Consider the following 11,899-nt stretch of genomic DNA (forward strand, 5'->3'; position numbering starts at 1 on the left):
CCGATAAACTGCGGATGGATTTTTATTCATTGAGTGGTTTGTTATGGTTTCAATAGATGCCTCTTTTCTTCATCGCCTTGCGCCTAAATTGGCGCATCATGCGCGCCAAGATTTTATTATCGTTGAAATGGCACGTGTGTTGCCTGAAGCTTTATCCTATGGAGCGATAACAACATCTTTGCGTGTTGCACATTTTTTAAGCCAATGTGCCCATGAGAGTGATGGTTTTTTTACCGTTTGTGAATATGCCTCTGGGCGCGCTTATGAGGGGCGGCGTGATTTAGGCAATGTCAACCCTGGGGATGGTGTGCGCTTTAAGGGGCGTGGTTTGATCCAATTAACGGGACGCAATAATTATCGCCGTTTTACGAAGTTTTGGCGCTTAGTCGATGAACAAGCGGTTGATTGTGAAGCATTTCCGCAAGTGCTGGAACAGTTTCCAGCTGCTCTTTGGTCTGCTGTTTGGTTTTGGCAGACGAGAGGCTTAAATAGGCTTGCTGACCAAGATGATGTCGTGAGGATTACCAAGGCGATTAATGGCGGCAAGAATGGACTTGTGCAACGCTTGACCTATTTAAACCGCGCCAAAAAACTTTTGGGACTTGGAGGCGAGGTGAAGGTATGAAACCGTCTTATCGTGGTTCTAGGCTCTATTTGTGGTGGTCCTTTTGGTTTGCTTGGGGGGTTATTTTTTTGCTCGTTTCTGGTGGCTTGTGGGGGGCTCCGCATATTGTTGATATGGCGAGCATTTCTATTCCTTCGATGGTGGCGATTATTGTTGGCAATCTGGGGGTGCATCGTGGCTTTGGTTCGTTGGATTTTTCTAATAGGAAACATTCCCATAAGCGGCATAGCAGCTCCTATGATGGGGTGGAGATAACGAGGTGGGGAGATAAAAGCAATGTTTAGCCCTGTTTCAAAACTGTCTTTTGGTCTGCTTTTTTTGGTCAGTGTGATGTTGGCGGCTTTTGGCTTTATGAAAGTGCAAGTTTTAAAGGCGGAAAAGGCGCGTGATTTGTATTGGCAGTTGGAGATTGCCAAGGCTTCTGCACGCGCACAGCTTGAGATGGAGCGACAAAGGCAAGCAGCGTTTGAAGCTGAGCATCAAGCGCAAGGGGTGATTTCGGCTTTGGAACAAAAGCTTGTGAAAATGGAGGAAGTCAATGGGAAGTTGCCGGTTACTGGCGGTGGCATTGGGCTTGAGCGTGTGCGCTTGCTCAACACACAAGCCGGTGGGTAGCCTTTCTTATCATTTTTTATCGGTTGAATTGCCGCCTGTTGTTCGCATGGCGTGTGCCCGCCCAGCTTTATTGCCAGAGCGTGCTTTGAATGCGCGCGAAGTGGTGCACTATTGGGGGCGTGATCGTGCTGCTTTACTGATCTGCGAACAACGCAGAAAAGCTGCGGAGCGGGCGATTTTAGGCAAAAGAGAGGGGGGGTTCAAGTGAACTTGGATATCAGTGTTGCCAATGGCTGGTTGTCTTTATTGTTATCGGTTATTGCGATTTGTGGGGTTTTGAGAGCCTATTTTTCTTCAGGTGCGCGGGAAATGCTTAAAGATATCACGGCGCTTAAAGAGCGTGTGCAAAAGTTAGAAACGGAGATGGACTTTTTGCCTGATCGTGATGCGCTGCAAAGATTGGAAGTGAATATGGAGAAATTGAATGGTCGTCTCAACACGCTTTCTGCACAATTACAACCGGTGGCAGCCATTGGTGAGCGCTTGCAAGAGTTTTTGTTGGAGAATGCCAAGAAATGAAAGCAGATATGGATAAAATCATCCGTGAAGAAGCGCGGTTGATTATTTTAAAAGGGCTTGCTTGTGAGCGCAGCGAAACTTTATCGAGTGCGATGATTGAGCGGCTTTTATACAGTTATGGCATCAGACGCGATCGCGATTTTGTGCATAATGAACTGGCATGGATGGAAGATCAAGGTGCTGTTACTTTAAAATGTGTGGGTTCAGTTTTTCTTGCGGCGTTAACAGAACGGGGAGCGCGTCATTTAGACCGGAGCTTTTCCATTGAGGGGATTAAGCGGCCTAAACGTTCATCAATAAAAGACGAGGTGAAGGATGCGCAAGGTCGGGCGTGGACGTTTAACGGCGATTGATTTATTGCCGCAAGCTTGTGATCAAATTATTGCTGCTGCTGCTGAGGCTTTAAACGGGCGTGAGAAGACGCAAATGGCTATTTATGGTGAGTTTAAAGCGGCTTTGAAGGCTTTACGAAAGGAAACGGGTCTCAGCTTTTCTATACCCTCCTTTTCGAGTTTTAATCGTTATTCTTTGCGGCTAGCCGTGATGTCACGGCGCCTAGAACAGACAAGAGAAATTGCCGCAAGCCTCTCGCAGCGCTTTGATGCTAAAGCTTCTGATAATATCACTCTTTTGACGGCGGCAGCGATTAAGGAGTTGATTTTTTCAACGTTAAGCAGCGGGAAAAACCTTTCGCCAAAAGCGGCACAAGAATTGGCCAATGCGCTCAAAGGGGTTTTGGCGGCTGAACATTTGTCGACCACGAGGCGGCAGAAGCTTGAGAAGGATTTTACCAGCAAAGCAAGTAAAGCGGTTGACGCAGCAGCAGCAGCGGCGGGGCTCTCAGAAGAAACAGCGCGAGCTATTCGTGCGCAGGTGTTGGGGGTAAAACATGTCTGAACAGCCCTTTTCAAAAAGTCATGTCTTTGATCATCAGAATACCTATGACATTTGGCGGAAAAGTACTTTTCCCAAAGAGAGTGATCCCTTAGCGGAAGGCGTTTTGATGGCGCATCAACGGGCATGGATTGAAGATAAGTCCCCATTAAAATTGGTTGAAAAGGGGCGGCGGACCGGCATTACTTTTGCAGAAGCTTTGGATGATACACTGATTGCAGCGGCGGCACGTGAAGCGAGGGGCGATAATGTTTTTTATATTGGTGACACCAAAGACAAGGGGCGGGAATTTATTGGCTATGTGAGCAATTTTGCTTCGGCAATTACGAGCCATAGTGGGGATGTTGAGGAATTTTTATTCTCTGATCAAAGGGCGGATGGTTCAACAAAATATATCTCTGCTTATCGGGTGCGTTTTGCTTCGGGGTTTCGGGTTGAGGCGCTTTCTAGCCGCCCTGAAAATATTCGCGGACTACAGGGCATTGTGGTGATTGACGAGGCGGCTTTTCATCAAGATGTGCGGGCTGTTTTGGATGCGGTCAATGCTTTGTTGATTTGGGGAGGCAAGATCCGTGTGATCTCTACACATAATGGTGTTTTAAACCCTTTCAATGAATTGATCCGTGAGGCGCGAGCAGGAAAAGTGCCTTTTTCGGTGCATTGTTACCCCTTTGGTGTTGCTGTTAAAAATGGCTTGTTTAAACGGGTTTGTGCCATGAAGGGGGAGGTGTGGAGTCGAATTTCTGAAAAACAATGGGAAGATCAAATTCGTGCGTCTTATGGGGTGCGTTTGGCTGCGATGCGCCAAGAATTAGATGCCATACCAGCCGATCAAGAAGGGGCTGCTTTAACACGCTTACAGATTGAAAATTGTTGTGCGCCAGATATTGCGGTGTTGCGTTTTTCTTGTGTGGATGATTTTAAAAATCAATCGGAACATCAACGAAGTGTTGCTGCTTTTGCTTGGTGTGAGAAACATATAAAACCTCTTCATATTGGGCTTGACCGGCGGCGCCAACATGTTTTTGGCGTTGATTTTGCGCGCAGCGGCGATGCGACATCGATTGTGGTGATGGAGGTGGGACAAGATTTGGTGCGCCGTGTCCGGTTTATGGTGGAATTGCGCAATACGCCGTTTGATCAACAAAGAGAGATTTTATTTTATGGGGTGAATGGTTTGCCGCGTTTGTTGGGGGGCGCGTTAGATGCGCGGGGCAATGGGGCTTATTTAGCGGAAAAGGCGGCGCAGCGTTATGGGGCTTGTGTGAGGGAAGTGCAATTGTCACAAAGTTGGTATGGCAAAGAAATGCCGGCTTATTTGGAAGCTTTTGGGGATGGGACGATTGTTTTGCCGCGCGATAGTGACATTGTTGCCGATCATCAAGCGCTTGCTTATGTCAATGGCATTGTGAAAATTCCAGACAATCATCGTTTTAAAGGCAGTGACGGTTTTATGCGCCATGGTGATAGCGCGATTGCTTGCGCTTTGGCTTATTTTGCCAGCCGCCAAACTCCTGAAATTTATGATTATACACCTGTGAGAGAGGCTTATCGTTTTGATGAAAGCCCGCTCTTTTCAACGCCTTTTTTTTCAACAATGCGATCAAAGATTTATTGATGGGATGATGAGATGGTAAAACTTTTAGATCAGTGGGGCAGGGCGCTTAATATCAAAGGGTTGGAGAGGGAAGTCGCAAGCCCTACCGTTAATGGTATTCGTGATGTGTGGTCACAAACCATTGTCAGTGGTCTCACCCCTGCGCAACTTGCTGATATTTTGCAACAGGCAGCACGGGGGCATCCAGAGCAGTTTTTTCAACTTGCCGATGATATGGAAGAGCGTGATTTGCATTATCGTGCTGTGCTTGGCATGCGTAAAAATGCCCTTACAGGGGTGGAGCCTGGAGTGATTGCCGCAAGCAACAGTGCACAGGACAAAAAGATTGCGGATGCGGTGCGAGAAGTGATTAGTGCACCCACTTTTGTTGATGATTATGTGACGGATTTGTTAGATGCTTTGGGCAAAGGCTATGCGGTTGTTGAAACTTTGTGGGACAAGAGTGCTAAGGAATGGTGGCCGGTTGCTTGGAAATGGCGGGACCAGCGGTTTTTTCAATTAGACCGGCGGGATGGTTTTCATTTGCGTTTAAAAGAAGAGGGGTCTCACTATGGTATTGAGTTGCCTGCTTATAAATTTTCTATTCACAGACCGAAGTTAAAAAGTGGGTTGCCTATCCGCACGGGGCTTGCACGGCTTGCAGCTTGGGCTTTTTTGTTTAAATCTTATACCTTAAAAGATTGGATGGCTTTCTTAGAAGTTTACGGTATGCCTTTGCGTGTGGGCAAATATGGTGCGAGCTCTTCTCATGAGGAACGACGGGTTCTCATTCAAGCGGTGCGTGATTTATCCAGTGATGCGGCAGCGATTATTCCCAAAGAGATGGAGATTGAATTTATTGAAGCAGCAGGGGGCAGTGGCAATGCGGTGTTTGCTTCTAAGGCGGAATATTTAGATCGACAAATTTCTAAAGGTGTGTTGGGACAAACGATGACGACGGATGATGGTTCGTCCTTTTCGCAAGCGCGCATTCATGAAAATGTGCGCCATGATATTGCCAGAGCTGATGCACGACAATTGGCATTGACGGCCAATCGTGATTTAATTGTGCCCTTTGTTGAGATTAATTTTGGGCGCCAAGAGCGCACCCCCCTTGTCTATTGGCCGATTTCGGAAAATGAAGACATTAAAGCGATTAGTGATGCGCTGGAAAAACTCGTGCCTTTAGGTTTGCGTGTTGGGGCGCAAGAAGTGCGCAATAAGATTGGCTTTTCGCAACCAAAAAAGGAAGAGGATGTTTTAAAGGCTCCTGATAATGCGCCTGATGATGAGAGGGGAGAAAAGGCTCATGTTTGTGCTGATTGTGGAGGTGTTTTTGATGTTTCTGTGACAAGAGAGGGCAAGGGTGCAAAAGAGAAGGGTGGGAAATCTCACGACGAATTAGACCGACTTTCTGAAGAAGCTTTAAGTGACTGGGAAGAGGACTTAGAACCCCTTTTAGAGCCTTTTAAAAAGCTTGTGAGAGAAGCAAAAAGTTATGAGGATATCCTAAAAGGCTTAGATGAATTGCTCGGTGAGATGGATCATCACGCATTAGCAGCGCGCTTGGCAAAAGTACAAATGATTGCACGTGGGCTTGGGTATCATGGATGAGGAACTTTTTAAAACCGCTCCAAAAGAGGTCACCCGTTATTTTGAAGCCAAGGCACTTGTTCCAAGCTTTGATTGGCGTGATATAGCACCAGAAGAACATGCTTTTTCCTTTACGGTGGCAAAATCGGTGGGCTATGATATTTTGGAGGATTTTAAGCAAGCGGTTGGAGAAGCCATAAAGCATCAAGTTCCTTTTCAAGATTTTCAAAAAAATTTGATGCCGATTTTACAGGAAAAGGGTTGGTGGGGTAAAAAGACTGCCATTGACCCCAAAACTGGTGAAAAGAGCGTGGTACAATTGGGCAGCCCACGGCGTTTAGAAACGGTCTATTGGGCCAATACCATGAGTGCGCATGCGGCAGGCGAGTGGGAGCGCACACAAAATAATAAAGAATTTTTGCCCTATCTCACCTATGCTTTGTCAAGTTCAGAACATAAGCGTTTAGAACATGAAAGTTGGGTGGGGTTTACCGCACCTGTTGATGATCCGGTTTGGGATTGGCTTTATCCGCCCAATGGCTGGCGGTGTAAATGCAGTGTGCGACAGGTAAGCCGTTATGAAGCAGAAGATTTAGGCTATGAAGAGGGGGCAGAGCCACTTCATGTTGAAAAGCAGGTTTGGCACAATAAGCGAACGGGGAAAATTGAGAAGATACCAAAGGGGATTGATCCTGGTTGGCATTTGAACCCTGGGAAACATCGGGCGCAAAATTTAAGCAATTTTTTGAGTGATAAAGTCTCTGTGATGGGGGACAATGACAAACGCATTGCCATTGAAGATATTGTGGGTTCGCCAATTTTGGAAGCCATGTTTGAAGGACGGATGCCTCGCGGGTTTATACCCATTGCACCGATACCACAAAAGGTGGGTGATGTTTTTGCAGCGGAAAATTCTCTTATTCGCTTATCCGCAGACAGTGTGAAACATATTTTGTTAGAGCATCAAGCGCGTTCTCTTCACTTGGATGATTTTCGTGGCGCCATTCAAACACTCATAAAACCCCATGGAATTATCAGGCGAAAAGGTGTACCGAGCGTTGTGTTTTTTGGTGAAAGTGGTGGGACATGGTGGCGCTTTGTGGTCAAATTTGTAGCAAGCAAACAAGAATGGTGGTTGACCTCCATGCATAAAAAAAACTCTAGAGAAATTGGACGCTTATTGGATGCGGCTGAAAAAAAGGGCGAGAGGTTGTTGTAAAGAGAACACCGGAAAGACCTGCTGGCTTTTGTGAAAAGAGAAGGCGTGGAGGGCGGTCAACTCCTCGCAGATCCGGTAAAACCGTCCTGGTATAACTGGCTCACGCCTCGTGGATAGAAGTAACAGTTTAAAAGTTTAAAAGCAATCTTTAAAAAAACGACTTGAGAAAAACCATGTTGGCTTTTGTGAAGAGAGTCGATGCGTGAGAAAATGAGAAGGCGTGGAGGGCGGTCAACTCCTCGCAGATCCGGTAAAACCGTCCTGGCAAAACTGGCTCACGCCTTACCTCCAATGATATAATGTTTTTAAGCCAAAAAGCAATTTTAAAAAAAAACGGCTTGAGAGAGGCTTTTTTTGTATAAGGCGATAAATTGTACCTCTAACTTCACAACGGCGCTCTATCGCCTTTGAAGTGCCTTTGAAAACGATTTTATGGGATGGTTTGGCACGGGGGTTTCTCTCACAAGGAGAAGAATAGGGAAAAGAGTGCTTTTTTGAGAAATCCTCTTTTGACTGACAGTGTCAGACTTATGGTGGGAGTAAGTTTCATGCATTGTATTGCCAATGACAATTGTAAAGCAATAGGCAATGTGTATGGAGCAAGAATTTCACGAAAATGGCGAAGATGGGCATGCTGAGATATGTCATGACGGGACATTTCATGCTGCGTTAATAGATCTTTGCCAAGACGCCACCGTTAGCCAAGCGCCTGAGTGGGTAGAGTTGTTGCCCAAAGCACCCCATGTGAAGGCACGTGATGGACGACAATGGCATTATAACCCGCAAACGATTTTAAAAGCCTTTGCAGCCAATAAAGGACCGCTTGTGATTGATTATGAGCATGGGCAACATCACCGTGCGAGAAATGGTTTAGAAGCACCTGCCAGTGGCTGGATTGAAGAATTAGCAGAGCGGGATGGTGCGATTTGGGGGCGTGTTAAATGGACCGATATGGCTACCAAAAAGATTGTTGCCCGAGAATATCGCTATCTTTCGCCGGAGTTTCGCCATTCCAAGAAAGGTGAAATTTTGAATTTAGCCGGTGCTGGTTTGGTGAACCGTCCAGCCCTTGTCATGACGGCTTTAAGCCGTGAACAGCCTTCCCCTATAACTTTGACGGAGAAAATGATGGATTTGACAGCCATTGCCAGTGCACTATCGCTGGCAGAAGATGCTAAAGCGGATGAGGTTTTAGCAACGCTTAAAGCGCGCGAAAAGGAACGCGTGGAATTAAATGCCCAATTAACAAAAGCGCGAGAAGATTTAGCGCTTTTGCAAGAAGAGCAAAAAAATACTGCCATTGAGAGTCTTTTAGATAAGACCATTGAAGAGGGCAAGATTTTGCCGGCTGCCCGCGAGGAATATCGTGCGCTCTGTAGCCTTGAAGGGGGGATGGAGCATTTTAAAAGTTTGGTCGAGAAGTTGCCGGCGCTTGCCTCAACAAGCCCTTTAGAAGTGTGTGCCTTAGCGCAAGAACCAAAGCTTGCTCCAGAAGAGATTGCCCTTGCGGCACGCCATTATCAGGAAGAGCAGAAGCAAAAAGGCTTTGACATCACCATTAGCCAAGCGGTTGAGTATATTAGCGAGCAAAAGGAGCGCCAATCATGAGTACGATGATTTTGATTAAATCTTTTCGCGCTGGAGATGTGATTTCACCTTATTGCATTGTTGCAGCACGCACTGAGGGAATGGTGGCAACGGCTTCTGGTAAGGGTGATAAATTATTAGGGACTGCTGGGTCATTGAGTGCCAAGGCTGGTGAGATGATTGATGTTGGCCAATGTGGTTGGGGCGAAGTGGTTTGTGGAGGCAATGTTTCCTTTGGTGATTTTTTGACCTCTGACCCCAAAGGACACGCCATTAAAGCGGAAGCCGCAGATCGCACCATTGGTATTGCCATGAGTGATGGTTCTGCTGGTGATGTTATTTCTTTTAAAATTAATTAATCGAGGCATAAAATGAACAGACCTTTTCCCATTGATCCAACACTCACCGCTATTGCTATTGGTTATCGCAATCCAGCAGGTTCTCTTATTGGCGATAAAGTTTTGCCACGCGTTTGTGTTTTAAGTGAGGTGTTTAAATATAGTGAATTTCCCTTAGCGGAAAATTTTACCGTGCCTGAACTTGAAGTTGGGCGGAAAGGGCGCCCGAATGTGGTGGAATTTTCTGCCTTTGAACGGGAAGCCAGTGTCAAAGATTACGGACTTGATGATCTTATCCCCAATTCAGATATTGAAGCAGCGGCACGCGCCAGGGCGGAGCGACGCTCTCGTTATAACCCAGAAAAGACAGCTGTAGAGGGACTTGCCAATTTGCTAGAATTGGGGCGTGAAGTGCGTGTTGCAGCCCTTGTGCAAAGAAGTGAAAATTACGCACCAGAGCGTGTGATTACGCTTAAGGGTGAAAATAAATTTAGCGATTATGAGAAATCTGACCCTTATGCCACTTTAGATGAGGCGATGGATAAAAGTCTCGTCTATACGCCCAACACCATTGTGATGGGCAAAGTTGTTTGGTCAAAACTCAAACGTCATCCCAAAATCATTAAAGCCGTTAAAGGGGGTGGCACTGCTGATGGTTTTGTCACCAAGGCGCAATTTGCTGATCTGATGGAAATACACCCCGATCGTTTACTCATTGGTGAATCGCAAGTGAATTTGGCACGTAAAGGGCGTTCGGCACAATTGGCACGCGTTTGGGGCAATAAGATTGCACTGCTTTATATTGACCCTACCAAACAACAGGCAGATGGATCGGTGATCAGTTGGGGCTTTAGCGCCCAGTTGGGCGAGCGTTTGTCTGGAGTGATCCAAGATCCAGATATCGGCTTATCAGGCGGTAAACGGGTGCGTGTGGGGGAACGGGTGTGTGAATTGGTCGCTGCAAAAGATGCCGGCGTTTTGTTGCAAGAAGTTGTCTAAGGGAAACTTTTAAACATGGCTTATGCAAGCAAAACATTGATTGAAGAGCTCTGGGGTGATGACTTCTTGGATGATTTGTGCGGGATGGATGAGAGTTCTGATCCAGTTTTTTCAGAGCAAGCCATTGCCCGCGCGCTCGAACAGGCAAGTGGTGAGATTGATGTGCATTTGTCTCATCGCTACTGCGTCCCCATTGCTGGACAGCCAGCGGCTCTGGGTATGATCTGTGTCAATATTGCTGTTTATAATTTAGCCATACGCCATACGGCACTGACCACGACTATTGAAGATCGTTACAAACAGGCGGTTGAACTCTTGAAACGCATTGCGGAAGGCAAAGCGGGTTTAGGCATAGATGAACCTAAAATTATGAGCGAAGATGGTCCCGTGCGTGATGGGGCTTTTTTTCATGCCAAGCCGCGTTTGATGGGAAGATAATATGTCTGTTGCAACCCATATTGAGATTAAAGAGATGGGGCTTGAAGCGGCTTTATCCTTTTTGCAAAAGGGAGCTGATAGCTCGATGGGGACTTTGGCACAAGGGGTTGGGCGTCTCATTCAAGAGAGCACAAGACGGCGGATTCAAAGCGAAAAAACGTCTGCCCAAGGAGAGAAGTGGAAAAACAATCATGCCCGCACCTCCATTCTTTATGCCAGTGGGGCGCTTTCACGCTCCATTGATATGAAGGCTTCACCAGAACAGGTGATTGTGGGCTCTGGGTTGGTTTATGCGCGGATTCATCAATTGGGTGGGGTCATTCGCCCGAAAAATGGCAAGACACTGCGCTTTTTTCTTAAAAGCGGCAATGCACACCGCTTTGTTTGTGTGCATCAAGTGACCATGCCCGCACGCCCTTATTTGGGGCTTTCAGAGCACAATAAAGTGGAAATTGTCAAAGCGACAGAAGACTGGCTGGAAAGGGTCTTTTCATGAGTCAAACGATCACACAAGCAGGGCGCATTAATCAGTTTCGTGAAGCGGTGATAAGAAGCCTTAAAGGCGCTTTACCGGATGTGCGTGATTGCAGCTGTCAATTTGGACGTTTTAACTTAGAAGAATTGGAAACACAGATGCTGGTGGCTCCAGCCGTGCGTGTTGCGGTGTTAGAAAGCCGTTTAATTTCTGTTGCTTCTGGACAGATGAGTGCTGATCTTCATTTAGGGGCTTTTATTATTACCACAGGTAAAGAGCGTGATGTTTCCAGTTGGCTTTTAGCAGAAGCCATTGCGGTGCTTTGTCATAGCGGGCAATTGTGGGGACTAACGCATTTGAGTGCCCCGCGTGAGGTGCAAATTGAACCGATTATCTCTGCGGCGATTAAGCAGCGTGGTGTATCGATAAGCGTGGTGGAATGGCACCAAGATTTGCATCAGTTGGGACATGATATTTTTTGTGATGAAGGACAACTCAAAAGTGGTTTGATTTCATGGGACAATGAGGTGGGGGCATGAATGATGCGCATTTGTTGAGTGACACCTTGCGGCAAATAATGAAGCGTCTTGATGCGCTTGAACGCTGTCTTGCCAACCAGCACATGATCGGGCGGGTTGTGCAAGTTGATGGCCATAGGGTGCGGGTGAAACTTTCCGAACAGGGTTCCAATGGACAAGCGGTTTTATCGCCTTGGCTACAAGCGCAAGAAGCTTCTGGCGCTCTTTCAAGCAATATGCCTCTCCATGTTGGTGATCCGGTGCGCTTGTTAAACCCCCATGGCGAAATTGGTTCCGCCTCTCTGGTGGTGCGCGATAGTTATAGTGAGGATGCGCCTAATCCCGCACGCTCGCCGCAAGAACTTGCTCTGTGTTATGCGGGTGGCGCTTTGCGGATGACAAAAGATGAGCTCATTCTCTCCCATGGGGAAAATCAAATTCATTTGAGTGAAAAAGGTTTGGTGCTTTCTCATCAAGCAACC

The 11,899-nt window shown here is 46.8% G+C and carries 17 protein-coding genes; all 17 read left to right on the forward strand.

The genetic code is table 11. The features are described from left to right. Nucleotides 1-43 precede the first annotated feature (43 nt). Nucleotides 44-625 (forward strand): glycoside hydrolase family 19 protein, encoded by a 582-nt coding sequence (locus tag ACFIKE_RS02220; RefSeq protein ID WP_375627419.1) that lies wholly within the window; start codon nt 44-46, stop codon nt 623-625. After that, complete coding sequence (locus ACFIKE_RS02225) at nt 622-909, forward strand: hypothetical protein (protein ID WP_375612317.1); 288 nt, start codon at nt 622-624, stop codon at nt 907-909. The genes ACFIKE_RS02220 and ACFIKE_RS02225 overlap by 4 nt, the downstream gene beginning before the upstream one ends. Then, nucleotides 902-1,240: a hypothetical protein gene (locus ACFIKE_RS02230; RefSeq protein ID WP_375626739.1), complete on the forward strand. Its 339-nt coding sequence runs from the start codon at nt 902-904 to the stop codon at nt 1,238-1,240. The genes ACFIKE_RS02225 and ACFIKE_RS02230 overlap by 8 nt, the downstream gene beginning before the upstream one ends. Further along, nucleotides 1,233-1,448, forward strand: coding sequence for a hypothetical protein (locus ACFIKE_RS02235; protein WP_375626737.1), 216 nt, complete (start codon nt 1,233-1,235; stop codon nt 1,446-1,448). The genes ACFIKE_RS02230 and ACFIKE_RS02235 overlap by 8 nt, the downstream gene beginning before the upstream one ends. Continuing rightward, on the forward strand, nt 1,445-1,759 hold the full coding sequence (locus ACFIKE_RS02240) for a DUF2730 family protein (protein WP_375607966.1): 315 nt from the start codon (nt 1,445-1,447) through the stop codon (nt 1,757-1,759). Before ACFIKE_RS02235 ends, ACFIKE_RS02240 begins: the two co-directional genes overlap by 4 nt. Then, nucleotides 1,756-2,112: a hypothetical protein gene (locus tag ACFIKE_RS02245; protein WP_375612320.1), complete on the forward strand. Its 357-nt coding sequence runs from the start codon at nt 1,756-1,758 to the stop codon at nt 2,110-2,112. The genes ACFIKE_RS02240 and ACFIKE_RS02245 overlap by 4 nt, the downstream gene beginning before the upstream one ends. Continuing rightward, complete coding sequence (locus ACFIKE_RS02250; RefSeq protein ID WP_375648298.1) at nt 2,075-2,656, forward strand: phage protein Gp27 family protein; 582 nt, start codon at nt 2,075-2,077, stop codon at nt 2,654-2,656. Before ACFIKE_RS02245 ends, ACFIKE_RS02250 begins: the two co-directional genes overlap by 38 nt. Next, complete coding sequence (locus ACFIKE_RS02255) at nt 2,649-4,271, forward strand: hypothetical protein (protein ID WP_375648299.1); 1,623 nt, start codon at nt 2,649-2,651, stop codon at nt 4,269-4,271. Before ACFIKE_RS02250 ends, ACFIKE_RS02255 begins: the two co-directional genes overlap by 8 nt. A 12-nt stretch (nt 4,272-4,283) precedes the next feature. Further along, the gene (locus tag ACFIKE_RS02260; RefSeq protein ID WP_375648300.1) at nt 4,284-5,864 is read left to right on the forward strand and encodes a DUF935 domain-containing protein; all 1,581 of its coding nucleotides are present in this window, start codon (nt 4,284-4,286) and stop codon (nt 5,862-5,864) included. Next, complete coding sequence (locus ACFIKE_RS02265; RefSeq protein ID WP_375648301.1) at nt 5,857-7,062, forward strand: phage minor head protein; 1,206 nt, start codon at nt 5,857-5,859, stop codon at nt 7,060-7,062. The genes ACFIKE_RS02260 and ACFIKE_RS02265 overlap by 8 nt, the downstream gene beginning before the upstream one ends. 594 nt (nt 7,063-7,656) lie before the next feature. After that, nucleotides 7,657-8,670: a phage protease gene (locus ACFIKE_RS02270; RefSeq protein ID WP_375648302.1), complete on the forward strand. Its 1,014-nt coding sequence runs from the start codon at nt 7,657-7,659 to the stop codon at nt 8,668-8,670. After that, entirely contained in the window at nt 8,667-9,008 is a 342-nt protein-coding gene (locus ACFIKE_RS02275) for a hypothetical protein (protein ID WP_375626725.1), read from the forward strand. The genes ACFIKE_RS02270 and ACFIKE_RS02275 overlap by 4 nt, the downstream gene beginning before the upstream one ends. Before the next feature lie 12 nt (nt 9,009-9,020). Next, complete coding sequence (locus ACFIKE_RS02280) at nt 9,021-9,986, forward strand: capsid protein (RefSeq protein ID WP_375621653.1); 966 nt, start codon at nt 9,021-9,023, stop codon at nt 9,984-9,986. Between the two features lie 15 nt (nt 9,987-10,001). Continuing rightward, nucleotides 10,002-10,424, forward strand: coding sequence for a gp436 family protein (locus ACFIKE_RS02285; protein ID WP_375627422.1), 423 nt, complete (start codon nt 10,002-10,004; stop codon nt 10,422-10,424). A 1-nt stretch (nt 10,425) separates the two neighbouring features. Continuing rightward, on the forward strand, nt 10,426-10,920 hold the full coding sequence (locus ACFIKE_RS02290) for a phage virion morphogenesis protein (RefSeq protein WP_375627423.1): 495 nt from the start codon (nt 10,426-10,428) through the stop codon (nt 10,918-10,920). After that, nucleotides 10,917-11,438: a hypothetical protein gene (locus ACFIKE_RS02295; RefSeq protein ID WP_375627424.1), complete on the forward strand. Its 522-nt coding sequence runs from the start codon at nt 10,917-10,919 to the stop codon at nt 11,436-11,438. The genes ACFIKE_RS02290 and ACFIKE_RS02295 overlap by 4 nt, the downstream gene beginning before the upstream one ends. Continuing rightward, nucleotides 11,435-11,899: baseplate assembly protein (locus ACFIKE_RS02300; RefSeq protein ID WP_375648303.1), on the forward strand; the 465-nt coding region annotated here is incomplete at its 3' end. The genes ACFIKE_RS02295 and ACFIKE_RS02300, both read left to right, overlap by 4 nt.

It is taken from the genome of Bartonella sp. MU70NMGDW (assembly GCF_042194085.1).
In the GTDB taxonomy this organism is placed as follows: Bacteria; Pseudomonadota; Alphaproteobacteria; order Rhizobiales; family Rhizobiaceae; genus Bartonella; species Bartonella grahamii.

Bases quoted from the DNA above. Each gene is read 5' to 3' on its own strand.
- ACFIKE_RS02230 (WP_375626739.1), top strand. From the start codon at position 902: ATGTTTAGCCCTGTTTCAAAACTGTCTTTTGGTCTGCTTTTTTTGGTC.
- ACFIKE_RS02270 (WP_375648302.1), top strand. From the start codon at position 7,657: ATGGAGCAAGAATTTCACGAAAATGGCGAAGATGGGCATGCTGAGATA.
- ACFIKE_RS02255 (WP_375648299.1), top strand. From the start codon at position 2,649: ATGTCTGAACAGCCCTTTTCAAAAAGTCATGTCTTTGATCATCAGAAT.
- ACFIKE_RS02225 (WP_375612317.1), top strand. From the start codon at position 622: ATGAAACCGTCTTATCGTGGTTCTAGGCTCTATTTGTGGTGGTCCTTT.
- ACFIKE_RS02280 (WP_375621653.1), top strand. From the start codon at position 9,021: ATGAACAGACCTTTTCCCATTGATCCAACACTCACCGCTATTGCTATT.
- ACFIKE_RS02265 (WP_375648301.1), top strand. From the start codon at position 5,857: ATGGATGAGGAACTTTTTAAAACCGCTCCAAAAGAGGTCACCCGTTAT.
- ACFIKE_RS02220 (WP_375627419.1), top strand. From the start codon at position 44: ATGGTTTCAATAGATGCCTCTTTTCTTCATCGCCTTGCGCCTAAATTG.
- ACFIKE_RS02285 (WP_375627422.1), top strand. From the start codon at position 10,002: ATGGCTTATGCAAGCAAAACATTGATTGAAGAGCTCTGGGGTGATGAC.
- ACFIKE_RS02275 (WP_375626725.1), top strand. From the start codon at position 8,667: ATGAGTACGATGATTTTGATTAAATCTTTTCGCGCTGGAGATGTGATT.
- ACFIKE_RS02290 (WP_375627423.1), top strand. From the start codon at position 10,426: ATGTCTGTTGCAACCCATATTGAGATTAAAGAGATGGGGCTTGAAGCG.
- ACFIKE_RS02260 (WP_375648300.1), top strand. From the start codon at position 4,284: ATGGTAAAACTTTTAGATCAGTGGGGCAGGGCGCTTAATATCAAAGGG.
- ACFIKE_RS02245 (WP_375612320.1), top strand. From the start codon at position 1,756: ATGAAAGCAGATATGGATAAAATCATCCGTGAAGAAGCGCGGTTGATT.
- ACFIKE_RS02250 (WP_375648298.1), top strand. From the start codon at position 2,075: ATGCGCAAGGTCGGGCGTGGACGTTTAACGGCGATTGATTTATTGCCG.
- ACFIKE_RS02295 (WP_375627424.1), top strand. From the start codon at position 10,917: ATGAGTCAAACGATCACACAAGCAGGGCGCATTAATCAGTTTCGTGAA.